Here is a 17,499-nt window from a genome sequence, read left to right on the forward strand (position 1 = left end):
TATAAATCTTTAAATATTTTTAGCTCTTTTAACTTTTAAAAGTGCATTATTTACTGCCTGTTGTTGATCTCTTTTTGTAATCCAGTGGTGATAAGTTTGAGTATGTAGACTAACCGAATGTCCCATCATTCTGGCAGCTACAGTATCAGGTAAATCATAAAAAATTGTTCTTACTGCCCAAGCATGCCTAAGATCATAAGGTTTTATTTGTAAAGAGTAACGCTTAAACTGATCAGTAATTTTTTTTCCAATATTCTGTAAGGTTGTTATTTTCAAATCTCTATTAATATTAGGAAGAAGTTCTGGATTCTCACCAAGTTTTGATAATTCGAACTTCTCGACCCATTCAGGATGGAATGGCCAAACTTGATGTTCCCCTGTTTTAGTCGTAGGTAAAACCCTAATAATTTTGTCTCCAAGATTAGTTAAAGAACTTAAATCACAAAAAAATACTTCATGATTTCTTAATCCATATGTAGCCATCAAACCAAAAACAAATTTCCAAGATTTGTTTGGTATCGTCTCCCAAAGTTTCTCTATTAACTCGTCTGTAGGGAGATCTCTAAATCCTGCTTTGTTTAGACCATATCCTCTAGAATTTAATTTCCAATCTTCTGGGAGTTTAATGTCCAAAAACTTAGCCAAAATACTTAGAGAAGTAGCGCATTGTTTCCTACTCCTGCTACCTTCCTTGTAACTTTCAAGTGTTTTTTGGAAAATTTTTTCTAAAGCTTCATTCTCATAATTATTATAAATATTCTGGATTCTTTTAATATATGGTTTGTAAGAACTTTTCCAAGTGGTTTTTCTGGTGCTGTTTCGAAAATCACTTTTATTTTCTTTAAAAAAAAACTCTTCAAATTGATTTAATCTACTTAAAAATTCAAAATCATTTTTTGTTTCTTTTGTATTAGGGTTACTTAGCCAATTAATCCAATCAAATTGATTTAATTCCAGTTGCAGATTTATTAATTGTAATTTTTTCTTAGCCTCTTCCAGGCCAGAAATATCGGCCGTTACACCAAGAGATATTCTTTGAATTTTAAAGTTGTTTTTATCTTCTTTGGAAGGTAGTGAACCTCTAATATTTAATTTCTCTCCTCTTTTTTCAATTCTAAGCTTGCTACCTTGGGTAGCAAATTTATCATTGACATTATTAATTTCCTGAATTACGTTCATTTACTTATATAATTGACCATATAATGACGTTTTTAATGTTGATTTTCAATCTCCATAATTTTTAAATGGATAAAATAGGCGTCTTACTAATGAATTTAGGAGGGCCTGAACGTATTAGAGATGTTGGCCCATTCTTATATAATTTATTTTCTGATCCAGAAATAATCAGGACCCCTTTTCCTGCCTTCCAAAAACCTTTAGCCTGGTTAATTAGTACTCTTAGAAGTACAACTTCACAGCAGGCTTATCTTTCCATAGGTGGAGGTTCACCAATTAGAAGAATAACAGAACAACAAGCAAGAGAATTGCAATCTAAATTAAGGGACAAAGGTTTAAATGCTACTACATATATTGCTATGAGGTATTGGCATCCTTTTACCGAATCAGCAATTACAGATATGAAAGCAGATGGTATAGATCAAATTGTTGTATTACCTCTTTATCCACATTTTTCAATAAGTACAAGTGGTTCAAGCTTTAGGGAATTAAAAAAATTAAGAGATTCCGATAATGATTTCAAGAAAATCCCAATGAGATGTATAAGAAGTTGGTTCAGTCAATCAGGTTATTTAAAGTCAATGGTTGAACTGATTTCCGAACAAATCACACGAAGTGAATCACCTTCTAATGCGCATATATTTTTTACTGCTCATGGAGTCCCCAAGAGTTATGTAGAGGAAGCTGGAGATCCCTATAAGCAACAAATTGAAGATTGTTCATTATTGATAATAAATGAGCTGGAAAAATATTTAGGGCATAGTAATCCGTATACACTCTCTTATCAAAGCAGAGTTGGTCCAGTTGAATGGTTGAAGCCATATACCGAGGAAGTTTTAGCTGATCTTGGAAGGTCAAATGTCATTGATCTTATTGTGGTCCCCATAAGTTTCGTTGGAGAGCATATTGAAACATTGCAAGAAATTGACATTGAATATAAAGAAATAGCTGAAAAAGCTGGTATTAAAAACTTTCGTAGAGTAAAAGCTCTAAACACTCATCCTACTTTTATTGAGGGTCTTAGTGATCTAGTAATTTCCTGCCTTGAGGAGCCTTTAGTCAATATAGAGGAGGCTTCTAAGTTACCTGAAAAAGTTAAACTTTATCCTCAAGAGAAGTGGCAATGGGGTTGGAATAATAGTTCAGAGGTTTGGAATGGGAGGGTTGCTATGATTGTTTTTCTGGTACTTTTTATAGAACTTATTTCAGGTTCTGGACCATTACATAAGCTAGGAATTTTGTAAAAATCAATTTAATTTTATTTGAAAATTTTAAATTTATTAGACTTTATTTTTGAATACTTTTCTGACATTACATTTCTAAATGAGGCAAAAGTTTTTAATTGAGTTTAATATTTATAGTAAATATTGAATTTCTTTAGTGACTCTTACTTCGAGATCCTTGTCAAAAGGTAGTTCAAAAAATGAAAGCCCCCTCTGGATAACTGGTGCAGATGCACTTATGGATTCTCTAAAAATTCATGGGGTAAAGGTTATATTTGGATATCCAGGAGGAGCCATACTGCCAATATATGACTCTGTTCATAAGGCAGAAAAGGAAGGTTGGTTAAAGCATTACATGGTAAGACATGAACAAGGAGGTTCTCATGCGGCTGATGGATATGCAAGATCTACTGGTGAAGTAGGAGTATGTTTTGGGACCTCAGGTCCAGGTGCAACAAATTTGGTAACAGGAATTGCAACGGCCCAAATGGATTCAGTACCTCTCGTAGTAGTTACAGGACAAGTTCCAAGACCTGCGATCGGTACAGATGCTTTTCAAGAAACTGACATTTTTGGTATAACACTTCCCATAGTTAAACATTCATGGGTTATTAGAGATCCTTCAGATATTGCAAAAGTAGTTTCAGAGGCTTTCTTTATAGCCTCTTCCGGAAGACCTGGCCCTGTTTTAATTGACATACCAAAGGATGTAGGACAAGAATTCTTTCATTACGAAAGAGTTATGCCGGGCGAGATTATTCCTAAGGGATTTAAAAGAAATGGAGATATAAATGATTGTGATATCAAAAAAGCTATTAAATTAATTGAGGAGTCTAAAAGACCTCTTCTCTACGTCGGTGGAGGTGCAATATCTTCAGGGGCTCATGATGAAATAAGAATTTTGGCAAATAATTATCAAATACCAGTTACTACAACCTTAATGGGTAAAGGCGCTTTTGATGAAAAAGACAATTTATCAGTAGGGATGTTAGGAATGCATGGAACTGCTTATGCAAATTTCGCTGTTACAGAATGCGATCTTTTAATTGCTATTGGAGCTAGATTCGATGATAGGGTGACAGGAAAATTAGATACTTTTGCACCTAATGCAAAGGTAATTCATATAGATATCGACCCAGCAGAAGTTAATAAAAATAGACGTGTAGATGTTGCAATTATTTCTGATGTTTCAAAAGCTGTTCTTAAAATTAATGAACTATCTCTAAAAAACAAATTTCCTTGTCAGACGAAAAACTGGTTAGAAAAAATTGATTTTTGGAAAAATAAACACCCTTTATACGACCCGCCTAAAGAAGGAGAAATTTATCCTCAGGAAGTTCTTATAAAAGTGAGGGAACTTTCACCTGAAGCTTATGTAACTACAGATGTAGGACAACATCAGATGTGGGCTGCTCAATACCTCAGGAATTCTCCTAGAAAATGGATTAGTAGTGCAGGTTTAGGAACTATGGGGTTTGGATTGCCAGCGGCAATTGGAGTAAAAGCAGCCTTACCTAATTCAGATGTTATTTGTATTGCAGGTGATGCAAGTGTCTTAATGAATATTCAAGAATTAGGAACTTTATCTCAATATGGTCTAAAGGTGAAATTGATTATTATCAATAATCGCTGGCAAGGTATGGTAAGACAATGGCAGGAAAGTTTCTACGATGAAAGATATTCCTCATCTGATATGAGTTGTGGTGAACCTGATTTTGTAAAACTTGCTGAGTCTTTTGGAGTTAAAGGATACTTAATTTCTGATAGAAAACAATTACAGAATGAATTTAAAAATGCTATTGCTCATGACGGCCCTGCCTTGATTAATATCCTTGTCAGAAGAGGTGAAAATTGTTATCCAATGGTCCCTCCTGGTAAAAGTAATGCTCAAATGGTTGGATATGTTAATTGTGAAGAATAATTTTTTTTTAATTAGTCATTTTAATAAATTAACTTTAAAATAATTTAAAAAGTTAGATATTTCTAAATTGAAAAATTTATCAAAAATTTTTATTATAGTCTGCTTGATTGTTCTTAATCCTGTAATAGTTTACTCGGCCGAAATTCTTCAAATTAAAAGTTCAAATACTATTTTGGTGGGAGATCAAAATAGGAATTTAACGATTGGACTGTTATGTGTAGATGTAAATGAAAATGATGAGCTTCAAGCAACTAATTTACTTAAGAGTGAATTCCCTAGGGGAAGCAAAGTGAAAATAAAACCTTTTGGTTTCAAAGAGAATGTTTTGTTAGCCAAAGTTTTTAATATTAAAGGCACCAAGGAGATGACTGAATTATTAGTCGCCAAAGACTTTACTAGTGAAATTTGTACAAGTTAACTATCTCTATGAGCAGATAAAATTCCATTGTCTCGAAAATGTTTTGCTCCTTCTCCAAGAATTAAATTCATTTTTTAATTTGTATGTGCATAAATTTGAGACGTCTATATTTGTATCTGGAATGTTCTCATTTAAAAGTTGTCTATAAGCAGATCTTTTAAGATCAAGTTGATTTAAGTTTTGCTCTTGGAAGTGATTTGAATCACTAAAATAAAGATTTTTTTCAGCTTTAGTCAAATTGAACATTATGTTTTTGTTTTCGGCCTTTCTATAAAATTCTTTGAGTGTCATTTTATCAACTAGATAATGTTCCTTCGAAATCGCTGGTCCTATTGCAACAAGTAAATTATCTCTAGATGTCCCTAAATTATCAAAAATTTTAACCAGATTTTTTATTATTTTTTTTTCTAAACCTTTTCTTCCACAATGCAAGGTTGCTACATTTCTTGTCCTTTTATCTGCAAAAAATATTGGCATACAATCAGCTGTGTAAACCCATAAGTTTTGATTGCATTTATTACCAATAAGACCATCTGCATTAGGCTTGATCCCATCTTCTGAATGTGATCCAAACACTATAACATTACTGTGAATTTGATTGGAAACACAATTTATGTAATTTTCATTAAAGTGATTCCCCAACAACTGAAGAAATTTCTCAGAGCTTGACTTCGTAAAATATGCATGTTTGAAATTATTTTGACTAAGGATAGGTGATAAATAATACTCAAAAATTTTGTTTTGAATAAAAATTTCAACTTTTGAGAAATTTATTTCTTTGTATGGAATAGTACCTGCTCCTAAGCTGAATTTATGAAATTAATTCAATATCTCTTAAGATCCAGAATCCTGCAAATTTTTCGATGTATGGCGTTGACTGTATGGAAATAAATTGATAACCAAAAGAATTTTTTTTATTCTCTAAAAACTTTCTACTCAAAATGCTTGCATCTTTTTCTGGTAAATCAGTTACCAGCCACTTATCATCTTCTGAAGCTTCAAGTATGAGTTGGTTCTTATTGATGATTAATTTAATAGGTTCTAAACAACTGAACCATGCAGAAAGTGCTAAAGATCTTTCTTTGCTAAAAAGTCTTAATCCTGGAACTAAGTAATTATCATCTAAATCTTGGTGAATTGGGAAAATATCTCCAAATTCAATAGGCCAATTTTCTGCTGATTTTAATTCTCCAATTGATATTTCAGAGATAGTTAAAGCATCACCTCTTACTTCTTCTGGTAAAGGTGTAGGAGGGTTTTCCATCTTAGAAGTAAAAGTAGGAGCTAATACACCTCTTACATAACCTTTTTCCTTTGGATAAATCTCTTTTTCAAGAAATTCGATTCTATCTAATAAATCGTAAGTTCTCCTACTTATAAGAGCCTCAATACTTACGGCCTCCAGGGATTTTTTAATGATCGATTTCATTGATGACCTCCAGAATCGAACTATTGAAGGTTTCTCCCACCCTTGTTTTTTTGCTTCATTTATTGCTTCATTTAGTGCTTTTGTAAGCCATACTGAATTAACTTCATTGGCAGGGCATTTTTTATTCCAAAGAAAAATATCTTCTGTCTTATGACTTCTTGTAGAGCAAATAATTAACTCCCACCTTTTTTTTCCATTTGATTCAATAATTGGTCTTGAATAGAAGTCTAATTCCCAATCTGAAATTTTTAATTTAAGACTTGACTCCATTGTTTTATTAATGTTCATTATCTTGTTCTTTTTTATCGAAAAGTGCTTTAGTTTTTAGTGCTCTCTCTGTGGCTTCTTGCATAACTTTTTGCTTATCAATAATTAATTCTCCTGCAGAGTTTTCTAGGAGAGCTGTATTGAGACCAATGCGCCCTTTTTCGAGGTCAATTTCAGATATTAAAGCTTTTATAATTTCCCCTTCTCTAAAAACTTCTCTTAAAGAACGAATCGATCCATTTGTTAGTGAGGATTGATGAAGAAGTCCACTCGCTCCACCTAAATCTATAAAGAAGCCATATGGTTTTACTGCTAAAACTTCTCCTTCAATTAATTGACCTAATTCTAAACTTGTAAGCTTAGACACTAATGATGCTTTCTTTTCAGAGAGAACTAATTTTCTGGATTCTGGATTCACCTCAAGAAATGCTACTTTGAGAGTTTTGCCAACAAAAGATTGATAGTCTTGACCATCTTCAAGTTGGGATCTTGGGATAAATCCTCTTAATCCATCTACATCACATGTAAGACCACCTCTGTTAAATCCATTAATTAAAACGTTAATTAATTCTCCATTTTTTGCGGAACTTGATACTTTCTCCCAACTTTGCCTAAGAATTAATGCTCGAGCACTCACTGTTACCATCCCATCAGCATTTTGTTCTTTGATAACCAAAACTTCCATTTCAAGTCCTAAAGAAAATTTTTCTTTAAAATTAGTTATGACACCCAAACCACATTCTTTTTTTGGCATATAACCAGGTGCTTTCCCACCAATGTCAATATATAGTCCATCACTTTCGATTGCTATAACCTTACCTGAAATTGTTTCTCCTGTAGCCCCAATCGGCTCATTTTCATTTAAAGCCTCCAAAAAAGCACTTTCATCAAAATCGAATTCATCAACAGTTCTTTCTAATTGAAAATCTGTGTTTTGCTCAGAAAAATTAAGTGGTCTATTTAAGTCTTGTTGAGAAATATCAATATCTTTGTTGTTTTCATTACTGTCCTCAATTTCTTTTACTGAATCCTTTTTAATGATTTGAGGTTTGATTGCGATACTTTCTTTTTTAATTTCTTCTTTCGAATTGGTTTGCTCATTATCTATTTCTTGAGATTTTTTTTGAGAATCTTTCTTGCTTATGTGAAGTAACTGAAGAGGTTTTTTATTGCCCTTTGGTTGGATATTATCTTGGGCATTTTTATTATTGACTCCCATCGTAGGTAAAATAAGAATAATTAACTATTAACATACCTTAAATGTTAGTACTCTAAATTAAAATTAATGAACTTTAAACCAATACCTAATAAATTTGAATATTTAAATTGGCAAGAAATTGAGAGTGTTGCAAAAAACAAAAGATCTACAGTGATTTGGCCATTCGGTGCTGTTGAGCAACATGGGCCGCATTTGCCTCTTGCTACAGATAGTATTTTTGTTGATGAAATTATTAGCGAAGTTTTTAAATTATTCCCTGCCGATATTCCATTAAAAAAACTTCCAACTCAATATATTGGTTTTTCTCCAGAGCATAAGGGTTTTGCTGGGACAATTTCACTGTCCTCAAATTTAATAACCTCAATGATTAAGGAAGTTGGAAGTCAATTATTTGAAACAGGTTTTAAAAGATTGATATTGATTAATGGACATGGAGGTCAAATTTCACTATTAAATACAGCTGCAAGAGAGCTAAGAAGTTTCGCGCCAGGGATGGCAGTTTTCCCTTGTTTCTTATGGAGTGGTGTTAATGGATTGAGTGAATTGTTAACAAAAACTGAGATCGAGGATGGGCTTCATGCTTCTTTAGCTGAAACAAGTTTGATGCTGGCTTTAAAACCAGAATTAGTAGGTGATGAACGCCCAAATGAAAGCGTTAAGGGACAGATCCCAGAAGGCTGGAGTCTAGAGGGCAATGCGCCTACTGCTTGGCTTACTGACGACTTCAGTAAATCAGGTGTCATTGGAGATAGTAGAGGAGCAAATGAGTCTTTAGGGAAAAATTTAAAGGAATTATTGATTAATCATTGGTTTAAATTGATTATGAATCTGATGCAATCAGATTGGCCAAATAATTCTTAAATAAGTTTAAGTAAAAAATGTGACTTAACAATTGAAACTATTTTCATGATATTTAAATAAATTCTCTATAATCGTGTAATATTCATGCATAATGAGCTAAAGATTACTGACATGCAAACTCTAGAATCAAATAAAAAAACTATTGAAGAATCGACTAATCCGATTTCTTTAGATTTGCCAGACTTCACTACAGATTCTTATAAGGATGCATATAGCAGAATAAATGCAATTGTTATAGAGGGAGAGCAAGAGGCTCATGATAATTACATTTCAATAGCAACTTTAATTCCAAATGAGTTAGAGGAGTTAACTAAATTGGCGAGAATGGAAATGAAGCATAAAAGAGGCTTTACTGCGTGTGGAAAAAATTTAGGTGTAGTAGCTGATATGGATTTTGCTAAAAAATTCTTTTCTAAATTACATGGCAATTTTCAAGTTGCTCTTGAAAAGGGAAATTTAACAACATGTCTTTTAATACAAGCTATCTTAATTGAGGCATTCGCAATTTCTGCTTATAACGTCTACATAAGAGTTGCGGATCCTTTTGCAAAAAAAATAACTGAGGGAGTAGTTAAAGATGAATATCTTCATTTAAATTATGGTCAAGAGTGGCTTAAAGAGAATTTATCTACTTGTAAAGAGGAATTAATGGAAGCTAATAAGGTTAATCTTCCTTTAATTAAAAAGATGTTAGATGAAGTAGCAGAAGACGCATCAGTGTTAGCTATGGATAGAGAAGAATTAATGGAAGAATTTATGATTGCTTATCAAGATACATTGATGGAAATAGGTCTAGATAATAGAGAAATTGCAAGAATGGCTATGGCAGCTATTGTCTAATTACATTACTAATTAATTAAGGATTTTAATAATTAACCAATCCTATTTAAGTAGTTACCTCTGTGCTATTGTTCATAACATCGTATAGAAACCATTTATAAATTTTAAATGTTTGGGTTAATAGGCCACTCAACCAGTTTTGAAGATGCAAAAAGAAAAGCTTCGATGCTAGGCTTTGATCATATTGCAGATGGCGACTTGGATGTTTGGTGTACTGCTCCTCCTCAGCTTGTTGAAAATGTAGAAGTTAAGAGTGCTACTGGAATATCTATTGAAGGTTCTTATATAGATTCGTGCTTTGTTCCTGAAATGCTTTCTAGGTTTAAAACGGCTAGAAGAAAAGTACTAAATGCTATGGAACTAGCTCAGAAAAAAGGGATTAACATTACCGCTTTAGGAGGATTTACTTCTATTATTTTTGAGAATTTTAATCTTCTACAGCATAAACAAATTAGAAATACTTCTTTAGAGTGGGAAAGGTTTACTACTGGCAATACTCATACCGCCTGGGTTATTTGTAAACAACTAGAAATAAATGCGCCTCGCATTGGGATAGACCTTAAAAAGGCAACTGTTGCTGTAATTGGTGCTACAGGTGATATTGGTAGTGCTGTTTGTAGATGGCTTATCAATAAAACTGGGATTTCAGAACTTCTTATGGTAGCAAGACAACAAGAACCACTAGCGCTGTTACAAAAAGAATTAGATGGTGGAATCGTAACAAGCTTAAATGAGGCATTACCTCAGGCGGATATTGTTGTATGGGTTGCAAGTATGCCTAAAACTATTGAAATTGATATAGATAACTTAAAAAAACCATGTTTAATGATTGATGGCGGATACCCCAAAAATCTTGATGAGAAATTTCAGGGTGAAAATATTCATGTTTTAAAAGGAGGTATAGTAGAGTTTTTTAATGATATTGGATGGAATATGATGGAACTTGCGGAAATGCAAAACCCTCAGAGAGAGATGTTTGCTTGCTTTGCAGAAGCTATGATTTTAGAATTTGAAAAGTGTCATACAAACTTTAGTTGGGGAAGAAATAACATATCCCTTGAAAAGATGGAGTTTATTGGAGCAGCATCTTTAAAGCACGGTTTTTCTGCGATTGGACTTGATAAGCAGCCTAAAGTATTAACTGTTTAAATTATGGCTAAACGTTACCTCCTTGATTTTGAAAAGCCTCTTGTTGAACTTGAGAAGCAGATAGAGCAAATTAAAGAATTAGCTCGAGATTCAGAAGTAGATGTTAGTCAACAGCTTCTGCAGCTTGAAACCTTAGCTGCTAGGAGAAGAGAAGAAATATTTAAATCTCTCACCCCTGCTCAAAAGATTCAGGTAGCTAGACATCCTCAAAGACCTAGTACTTTGGATTTTGTTCAAATGTTTTGTGATGACTGGATCGAATTACATGGAGACAGAAATGGTGGCGATGATATGGCACTAATTGGGGGGATAGGTTCGATAAATAATAGACCAGTGTTGATGTTAGGGCATCAGAAAGGAAGGGACACAAAAGAAAATGTAGTAAGAAATTTTGGGATGGCAAAACCTGGAGGTTACAGAAAAGCTCTTAGATTAATGCAGCATGCAAATAGATTTTCTTTGCCAATCCTTACATTTATTGATACTCCCGGAGCTTATGCCGGTTTAAAAGCTGAAGAACAAGGTCAAGGTGAAGCGATTGCTAGAAACCTTCGAGAGATGTTTGGATTGAAAGTTCCAATTGTGGCTACTGTCATTGGAGAAGGAGGTTCTGGAGGAGCACTTGGAATAGGTGTTGCCGACAGGTTACTAATGTTTGAACACAGTGTTTACACAGTTGCTAGTCCGGAAGCATGTGCATCAATTTTGTGGAGAGATGCTGCTAAGGCACCAGAAGCTGCATCAGCACTTAAAATTACAGGTAAAGATTTACTTAAATTAGGTATAATAGATGAGGTATTACCAGAACCTTCTGGTGGGAATAATTGGGCTCCTTTAGATGCTGGTAACACACTAAAAAAGGCTATTGAAAAACACCTTAATGCTTTATTGCAAATGCCTGAAGAAGAATTAATTGAGGAAAGATACAAAAAGTTTAGGGTTTTAGGTAAATTTATCGAAGCAAATAATATTGAAGAAATTTATAGTGAAATCCCCCAAAAAACTGAATAACTTGAAACTAGCTTTTATAACGGGTGCTACGAAAGGTATTGGTAGATCTACCGCAATTACTTTTGCCAATGCTGGCTGGGATTTAATTTTACTCTCCAGGAATATGGATTTAATGGAGAAACTAAAGAGAGAACTTTTGACCACTAAATCAAAAATTAACCCAGTAAAATGTGATTTATCTAATCCTCTAGAAATAGAGCATTGTGTTAAAGAGGCAATTAAGAAGTATGGGTGCCCTTCAGTATTGATAAATAATGCCGGTTGCGCAGTTAATGGCCCTTTAGTTGAGATGGAATTAGGTCAATGGGAACAAACTATTCAAATAAACCTTACAAGTGTTTTTCAAATTTGTAGTGCAATAATTCCTCAAATGAGAAAAAATGGCGGTTTAGTTATTAATGTTAGTAGTCATGCCTCTTATAATGCATTCCCCCAATGGGGAGCTTATTGTGTTTCAAAATCTGCACTAGCTATGTTTACTAAATGCTTGAGGGAGGAGGAGAGACCTAATTCAATAAGAGCGTGCACAATAACTCTTGGTTCAGTAAATACTCCTCTTTGGGACTCCGAATCAATCAATTCTGATTTCGATAGAACTTCTATGCTCTCCTCAAAAGAGGTATCAGAAACTATTCTATACATGGCTCAAAAACCTGAATCTCAATTGATCGAAGACTTGACTTTGATGCCATCTGGCGGAGCCTTTTAAACATTCTCAATATCTGATTAATCTTAAAATAGTGATTTTTTTTAGTGCTATTTGAACCCGATTGAACAAGAGAATGTGATATAGTATATGAGCAATCAAGCATTGGAAGATACAGTTAATTAAGTTGCATACAATTTTCTGTTTAAAATTTTATGACCTCTACATTACCCAACGATAATATTAGAAACTTTGACGACCAGATTACTAATAAACTAATTTCTGAAATTATTAGAGACAGAATTAAGAATTCTGGGGTGAGATTTAGTGCCAATGATAATATTTCTGATTTTATAAATCCTGGTGAATTAGAAATTTTAGAAAAAGAAGTAGCCTCAAGGGTTAAAGACTTACTAAAATCCCTCGTAATAGATGTTGAAAACGATCATAATACTCAAGAAACTGCTGAAAGAGTTTCAAAAATGTATTTAAATGAAGTTTTTAAAGGCAGATATCACGAACAACCTAAAGTTACCAGTTTCCCTAATGACAAGAATCTTGATGAAATTTATACGGTTGGCCCAATTTCTGTCAGATCTGCATGTTCACATCACTTAGTGCCAATTCTAGGAGAGTGTTGGATAGGTATAAAACCTGGAAACAAAGTCATTGGGCTTTCAAAATTTGCTAGAGTTGCCGATTGGGTTTTTTCAAGACCTCATATTCAGGAAGAAGCTGTAATGATTCTTGCAGATGAAATTGAAAAACTATGCGAACCTAAAGGTTTAGGCATTATTGTTAAAGCTCAACATTATTGTATGAAGTGGAGGGGAGTCAAAGAACCAAATACAAGTATGATTAATTCTGTGGTAAGAGGAGATTTTAGACACGATTTAAGTTTAAAACAAGAATTTTTTGAGCTTGTAAAACAGCAGTCCGCTACTAATAATTACTAATTTCTTTTCAGAAACTTAAGAAAATCCTCTGTTTTTTTAATATCTTTTAATCCTGGAGATATTTCAATACTACTCGAAATATCTAATCCATCTGGTTTTAAATCAGTGAGGATTTCATCAATCCATTCAATTGATATTCCACCTGCTAACCACCATGGTTTGCTAAATTGCAAATTCTTTAGATGTATAGAGTTTATTTTTTTACCTGAACCTCCATAAGTTTCTTTATTCCAAGAATCAAGTAGTATCGCATCTACAAAATTCTCAAAAGGTTTTATTTTATCTATGTCCTTTTCTGTTTTTATTCTGAAAGCTTTCCAAAGGCCAATATTAGGAATTTTTTCCCTTATTTTTTTGCAATAATCAATATCTTCATCGCCATGTAATTGAATGATAGTTTCAGTGGGGTTTCCTAAGAAATTTTTAATAATTAAGTCTATTGGACAATTTTGTACAACTGATACCCTCTCAATTTTTGGATAAAAATTTTCAAGGGTTTTAAATATTTTTTTCTTAATTTCAGCTGATACATACCTTGGAGACTCTTCAACGGAAATAATGCCAATAGCATTTGCTCCTAATTTAGCGATTTTAAGAGCTTGTTCTTCAGAGGTTAGTCCACAAATTTTAACTAAAGGAATAGTCTTGGGCATATCATTATCCTGCATGTAAGATTAATATTATTGCTAAATATAGCGGAGATTATTTTTGAGAAGTTGGCAAATTTTTAAAATATGGGGAATTCCCTTTAAAGTTCATCCCTATTGGTTTGTTATTCTCTTTTTATTCTCATGGAGTATAAGTAATCAGGTCAATTTATCTTCTAGCAATATTTATAATAATAAAGAAGCTTGGATTATAGGGTTTCTAACTTCTTTTTTCTTATTATCTTCAATTATTTTTCATGAGGTTTTTCATACTTTTGTTTCACTTAATCAGGGTGTAAAAATAAAAAACATTACTTTTTATTTTTTAGGAGCAATTTTACAAATAGATAAGTATTGTCAAACTGCTTTAGGTAATATAAAAATTGCAATTGTTAGACCTCTTTTATGTTTCGCTACAGCATCTATCCTCCTTTTAATTAGTAATAACAGTGCATCTCAAGAACAAATAGCAGTTAATGTAATTTCAAGAGTAGGTATATTTAATTTATTCTTAGGCTTCTTAAATTTGATTCCAATTGGTTCTTTAGATGGGGGGAATTTATTAAAAAGTATTATTTGGCATTTCTCAGGGAGTAAAAATAAAGGAAGAAATTTCCTCAACAAAGTAAATTTATCATTATCTTTTTTTGTTTTATTTTTTGGAGTAATTTGTTTATTTAGATTTAACTTTTACTTTGGTTTTATTCTTTCTTTTTTGGGCTTGTTTGGAGTTAATTCTTCAAAATCTGAAAGTCAATTTTTTAAAATTGAAAACATACTAAAATTTAGTAAAGTTTCTGAAATTAAACTAAAGCCTTTGAGGAAAATTGAATACGATTCAAATTTCTCACAATTTAATAAATTAATAAAAAATAAGAAGGATGCATCGGATAAATATTTTTTTGTTACGAATAATGGTAGATGGACCGGTTTTGTTGATGAGAATATTTTAAAAACTGTTTCCTTAAAAAAATGGGAACGGAACTTTGTTGGAGATTTTATGAAACCAATCGATAGTTTGGAAAGTGTATCTTATAACAATAAATTATGGAGAACTATAGAAAGAATTGAAGAAACAAATGAAGGTTTTTTATTGGTTCTCAATGCTGCAGATATCCCTTTGGGGATAATTGATAGGTCAAAAATTGGAAACTTTGTATTGAATAAATTAGGTTTTAATTTGCCTTCAGATATTGTTAACAAATTAAACTTTAAAAATCATTATCCCTTAGGAATTGAATTGCCGAAAATAATTAATTCAATGAAGCAGAAAGGCGATCTTTAATAATTCTTGTCATTAAAATTTTCTATTTTTTATTATCTATGGCAATATTTTTGAAATTTATATTTGATTTATTTTTCACAAATGAATTTCTCAAATGTTGAACTATTTCATCATTTGTTAGTTTTAAATTTACTTTTGGTGGAGCTTCTTCTTTGAATAATTTGAACCACAAATCTCTTGAAGGATTTGTTTGAATTTCTCCATGTTGAAGGAATGCGCCTTTTTTACGAAATTGAGCACTACCTATTCTCTTAAACCCATCCTGATCAACTAAATCCGAAATTAATGAAGTCCCAAAACAATTTGTTTTAATGCTTGATTTTCGTAAATTACCATATTGTAAGTTTAGACCTAATTCTCTAAAACTTTTAATTAACCAATTATTAACCATTTCATAACTTAAGAATTTATAGTAAGTTTTTTTAAATGTTAATGCATATGTTATGCCTCCCGAATGCAGAACAGCCCCCCCTCCTGAGGGACGTCTAACAATATTAATTTCCCGATTTGATAATAAATTTTTCCAATGAAGAGGAATTTCCTTTTGGTGATAGCCAATTGAAAGCCAATCTCCAGTCCAATAGTAGAACCTCAATGTGAAAATTATTTCAGGATTGGAAATAGTCTGATCTAAAGAATTTAAATCTAAAGCCATTTGATCAAATCCAGGTAAATTATTTGTTGAAAAAATTAAAGCCTGATTTCTTATTCCCAAAATTAACTTTGTATGTTTATTTATAATAATTTTTAATAAATTTTTTCTTTCAATTTATTAATTACGTAACAGCATTTTGTAATAGTGTGTCAAATTCCCTCTTTTGGTGGAGAATATAGGAAATAAATTTTTTACTATGGAGCCAACTCAAACAATAAATTTAATTGCACTAAGTCTAATAGTAGTTATGCATGCAGGAATTTTAGCTCTCAGGTTAGGAATTAGTTTAGGTAGAAACTAAAATTAATTAGAAAATTTATATTTTTAAGGTAATAATATAGTGAGGCTGGATTATCTAATCCAGTAAATATTCCAATAACTAAATTTGGCAAAATCTTCATATAAAAATAGTAATTTTTATAGAAAAAACCTTAGTTCTGCATTTAAACAAAAGCAAGAGAAGCAGGAAAATTCTGTATCTTTAGTTTTCTTGATTTTAAAAATTTGTTTTTCCTTTTTAGCACTAATAAGTTTATTTAAACTTGGATATAGTTCCAAGCTCAGATTAACAAGACTAAAGGAAATTCAAGACTCATTTTCGTACGAAAAATATCGATACAATAATCTTTCGAGTAGGTTTGATGATTTATTTTCTGCTGAAGGTGAGCAAAGATTTATGAAGGATCAGGATCAAATAATTTCTAGGGACATTATCAGAGTAATATGGCGTTGATAAGAGTGATCTAGTATCATTCTATTTTTCATTTTTCTATTAACTTTTTGCTAGTGAGTAAGAACATTAAGGGTTTAGTCCTAATAACAGGAACAACTTCAGGAGTTGGATTAAATACTCTAAAACCACTTTTAAGATTTGGATGGGAGGTTATAGCTGTTAATCGATCAAATAAAAGAGCTATAGAAATAGCTAAGGAATTCTTGACAGAAGAGGAAGTTAAAAATGTTCATTTTATCGAAATAGATCTTTCTAACTTGGATGATGTGAGAAATGGTTGCGATGAAATATTAGAAAGATTTAAACAACCAATAAATTCTCTTATTTGTAATGCAGCAGTTTATAAACCTAGACTAAAGAGACCTGAAAGGTCTTCTCAAGGCTTTGAAAACTCTATGGCAGTGAATCATTTTGGCCATTTCCTTATGATAAACCTTCTTTTAGAAAATATTTTATCTTCAGAAAGAGAAATTGTTTTAAATGGAAAAGCTACTTTATTCAAGCCAAGAATTACAGTATTAGGGACTGTCACTGCTAATTATTCAGAACTAGGAGGAAGGATCCCCATCCCTGCACCAGCTGATTTGGGAGATTTATCTGGATTCAAAAATGGTTTTTTGTCTCCAATAAGTATGGCGAATGGAAAGAAATTCAAACCTGGTAAGGCTTATAAGGATAGTAAACTTTGCAATATGGTGACCGTTCAGGAATTATCAAAAAGATATCCTGTAGCGGAAATAATTGTAAATTCTCTATATCCGGGATGTGTTGCTGATACAAAACTTTTTAGAGATACACCTTGGTTATTTAGACTCCTTTTCCCGATATTTCAAAAATTCATAACAAAAGGATATGTGTCACAAAGATTGGCAGGAGAGAGGGTCGCTCAGGTGGCAACTTATAAAGAATTTGCTAAACCAGCAGTCCATTGGAGCTGGGGAAATCGTCAAAAAACTGGCAGAAAAGCTTTTTCTCAAAAGTTGTCAAAAAGAATAATTGATACGAAGACCTCTCAAGAAACTTATGATCTAACAAGCCAATTGGTTGGATTAGATTAATTTAG

19 protein-coding genes are annotated in these 17,499 nt (G+C 32.3%); 13 read left to right on the plus strand and 6 right to left on the minus strand.

Translation table 11 applies throughout. The features are described 5' to 3' along the window. Positions 1-9 precede the first annotated feature (9 nt). The gene (locus HA141_RS02905) at positions 10-1,179 is read right to left on the minus strand and encodes a site-specific integrase (protein WP_209116735.1); all 1,170 of its coding nucleotides are present in this window, start codon (positions 1,177-1,179) and stop codon (positions 10-12) included. 65 nt (positions 1,180-1,244) lie between these two features. Here HA141_RS02905 and hemH point away from each other — a divergent pair, with 65 nt between their 5' ends. From hemH to HA141_RS02920, 3 genes are all read left to right on the plus strand, one after another. Then, positions 1,245-2,420 (plus strand): ferrochelatase, encoded by a 1,176-nt coding sequence (gene hemH, locus HA141_RS02910; RefSeq protein WP_209116737.1) that lies wholly within the window; start codon positions 1,245-1,247, stop codon positions 2,418-2,420. 136 nt (positions 2,421-2,556) lie between these two features. Further along, positions 2,557-4,320 carry a biosynthetic-type acetolactate synthase large subunit gene (gene ilvB, locus HA141_RS02915; protein ID WP_209116740.1) on the plus strand — a complete coding sequence of 588 codons (1,764 nt, stop codon included), beginning with the start codon at positions 2,557-2,559 and terminating at the stop codon, positions 4,318-4,320. Positions 4,321-4,387: 67 nt separating this feature from the next. After that, on the plus strand, positions 4,388-4,738 hold the full coding sequence (locus tag HA141_RS02920) for a hypothetical protein (RefSeq protein ID WP_209116742.1): 351 nt from the start codon (positions 4,388-4,390) through the stop codon (positions 4,736-4,738). A gap of 6 nt (positions 4,739-4,744) precedes the next feature. Here HA141_RS02920 and pgeF read toward each other — a convergent pair whose 3' ends face one another. From pgeF to HA141_RS02935, 3 genes are read right to left on the minus strand one after another with little or no spacing between them, the layout of a single operon-like run. Beyond that, a complete protein-coding gene (gene pgeF / locus HA141_RS02925; RefSeq protein WP_348535317.1) occupies positions 4,745-5,527 on the minus strand; it encodes a peptidoglycan editing factor PgeF in 783 nt (260 codons plus the stop codon). Between the two features lie 22 nt (positions 5,528-5,549). Then, positions 5,550-6,455 carry a Tab2 family RNA-binding protein gene (locus HA141_RS02930; RefSeq protein ID WP_209116743.1) on the minus strand — a complete coding sequence of 302 codons (906 nt, stop codon included), beginning with the start codon at positions 6,453-6,455 and terminating at the stop codon, positions 5,550-5,552. Then, complete coding sequence (locus HA141_RS02935) at positions 6,445-7,653, minus strand: S1 RNA-binding domain-containing protein (RefSeq protein WP_209116745.1); 1,209 nt, start codon at positions 7,651-7,653, stop codon at positions 6,445-6,447. Before HA141_RS02935 ends, HA141_RS02930 begins: the two co-directional genes overlap by 11 nt. Positions 7,654-7,719: 66 nt before the next feature. Between HA141_RS02935 and HA141_RS02940 the strand changes: the two genes are divergently transcribed. The 6 genes from HA141_RS02940 (at position 7,720) to folE (ending at position 13,116) form a co-directional block, all read left to right on the plus strand. Next, positions 7,720-8,514 (plus strand): creatininase family protein, encoded by a 795-nt coding sequence (locus tag HA141_RS02940; RefSeq protein WP_209116747.1) that lies wholly within the window; start codon positions 7,720-7,722, stop codon positions 8,512-8,514. Positions 8,515-8,625: 111 nt separating this feature from the next. Further along, entirely contained in the window at positions 8,626-9,354 is a 729-nt protein-coding gene (locus HA141_RS02945; RefSeq protein ID WP_209116749.1) for an aldehyde oxygenase (deformylating), read from the plus strand. A 108-nt stretch (positions 9,355-9,462) separates the two neighbouring features. After that, a complete protein-coding gene (locus HA141_RS02950) occupies positions 9,463-10,503 on the plus strand; it encodes a long-chain acyl-[acyl-carrier-protein] reductase (protein ID WP_209116751.1) in 1,041 nt (346 codons plus the stop codon). Between the two features lie 3 nt (positions 10,504-10,506). Then, positions 10,507-11,514: an acetyl-CoA carboxylase carboxyltransferase subunit alpha gene (locus HA141_RS02955; protein ID WP_209116753.1), complete on the plus strand. Its 1,008-nt coding sequence runs from the start codon at positions 10,507-10,509 to the stop codon at positions 11,512-11,514. Next, positions 11,489-12,223 (plus strand): SDR family oxidoreductase, encoded by a 735-nt coding sequence (locus HA141_RS02960; RefSeq protein WP_209116755.1) that lies wholly within the window; start codon positions 11,489-11,491, stop codon positions 12,221-12,223. Before HA141_RS02955 ends, HA141_RS02960 begins: the two co-directional genes overlap by 26 nt. A 152-nt stretch (positions 12,224-12,375) precedes the next feature. Further along, complete coding sequence (gene folE, locus HA141_RS02965) at positions 12,376-13,116, plus strand: GTP cyclohydrolase I (RefSeq protein ID WP_209116757.1); 741 nt, start codon at positions 12,376-12,378, stop codon at positions 13,114-13,116. On the opposite strand, the gene HA141_RS02970 is transcribed toward folE, so the two are convergent. After that, entirely contained in the window at positions 13,113-13,769 is a 657-nt protein-coding gene (locus HA141_RS02970) for a phosphoribosylanthranilate isomerase (RefSeq protein WP_209117902.1), read from the minus strand. The two genes, folE and HA141_RS02970, sit on opposite strands and share 4 nt — an antisense overlap. A 55-nt stretch (positions 13,770-13,824) precedes the next feature. Between HA141_RS02970 and HA141_RS02975 the strand changes: the two genes are divergently transcribed. Continuing rightward, positions 13,825-15,048 carry a site-2 protease family protein gene (locus tag HA141_RS02975; protein WP_209116759.1) on the plus strand — a complete coding sequence of 408 codons (1,224 nt, stop codon included), beginning with the start codon at positions 13,825-13,827 and terminating at the stop codon, positions 15,046-15,048. A 22-nt stretch (positions 15,049-15,070) separates the two neighbouring features. On the opposite strand, the gene HA141_RS02980 is transcribed toward HA141_RS02975, so the two are convergent. After that, positions 15,071-15,703: a lipoyl protein ligase domain-containing protein gene (locus tag HA141_RS02980; RefSeq protein ID WP_245157302.1), complete on the minus strand. Its 633-nt coding sequence runs from the start codon at positions 15,701-15,703 to the stop codon at positions 15,071-15,073. 196 nt (positions 15,704-15,899) lie between these two features. Between HA141_RS02980 and psaM the strand changes: the two genes are divergently transcribed. The 3 genes from psaM to HA141_RS02995 all read left to right on the plus strand — a co-directional run bounded on the left by psaM (position 15,900) and on the right by HA141_RS02995 (position 17,494). Continuing rightward, positions 15,900-16,004, plus strand: a complete 105-nt coding sequence (gene psaM, locus HA141_RS02985) for a photosystem I reaction center subunit XII (RefSeq protein WP_245157261.1) — start codon at positions 15,900-15,902, stop codon at positions 16,002-16,004. A gap of 84 nt (positions 16,005-16,088) precedes the next feature. Beyond that, positions 16,089-16,436, plus strand: coding sequence for a hypothetical protein (locus HA141_RS02990; RefSeq protein WP_209116766.1), 348 nt, complete (start codon positions 16,089-16,091; stop codon positions 16,434-16,436). A 53-nt stretch (positions 16,437-16,489) separates the two neighbouring features. Continuing rightward, positions 16,490-17,494 (plus strand): SDR family NAD(P)-dependent oxidoreductase, encoded by a 1,005-nt coding sequence (locus HA141_RS02995; RefSeq protein ID WP_209116768.1) that lies wholly within the window; start codon positions 16,490-16,492, stop codon positions 17,492-17,494. Positions 17,495-17,499: the final 5 nt, after the last annotated feature.

Source organism: Prochlorococcus marinus XMU1402 (genome assembly GCF_017696205.1).
GTDB lineage: Bacteria > Cyanobacteriota > Cyanobacteriia > PCC-6307 > Cyanobiaceae > Prochlorococcus_A > Prochlorococcus_A marinus_AC.

Excerpts from the sequence above, each read along its gene's own strand:
- HA141_RS02950 (WP_209116751.1), top strand. The coding sequence starts at position 9,463 with ATGTTTGGGTTAATAGGCCACTCAACCAGTTTTGAAGATGCAAAAAGA.
- hemH (WP_209116737.1), top strand. The coding sequence starts at position 1,245 with ATGGATAAAATAGGCGTCTTACTAATGAATTTAGGAGGGCCTGAACGT.
- HA141_RS02940 (WP_209116747.1), top strand. The coding sequence starts at position 7,720 with ATGAACTTTAAACCAATACCTAATAAATTTGAATATTTAAATTGGCAA.
- psaM (WP_245157261.1), top strand. The coding sequence starts at position 15,900 with ATGGAGCCAACTCAAACAATAAATTTAATTGCACTAAGTCTAATAGTA.
- HA141_RS02970 (WP_209117902.1), bottom strand. The coding sequence starts at position 13,769 with ATGCCCAAGACTATTCCTTTAGTTAAAATTTGTGGACTAACCTCTGAA.
- folE (WP_209116757.1), top strand. The coding sequence starts at position 12,376 with ATGACCTCTACATTACCCAACGATAATATTAGAAACTTTGACGACCAG.
- HA141_RS02930 (WP_209116743.1), bottom strand. The coding sequence starts at position 6,455 with ATGAACATTAATAAAACAATGGAGTCAAGTCTTAAATTAAAAATTTCA.
- HA141_RS02955 (WP_209116753.1), top strand. The coding sequence starts at position 10,507 with ATGGCTAAACGTTACCTCCTTGATTTTGAAAAGCCTCTTGTTGAACTT.
- HA141_RS02905 (WP_209116735.1), bottom strand. The coding sequence starts at position 1,179 with ATGAACGTAATTCAGGAAATTAATAATGTCAATGATAAATTTGCTACC.
- HA141_RS02935 (WP_209116745.1), bottom strand. The coding sequence starts at position 7,653 with ATGGGAGTCAATAATAAAAATGCCCAAGATAATATCCAACCAAAGGGC.
- HA141_RS02980 (WP_245157302.1), bottom strand. The coding sequence starts at position 15,703 with ATGGCTTTAGATTTAAATTCTTTAGATCAGACTATTTCCAATCCTGAA.
- HA141_RS02945 (WP_209116749.1), top strand. The coding sequence starts at position 8,626 with ATGCAAACTCTAGAATCAAATAAAAAAACTATTGAAGAATCGACTAAT.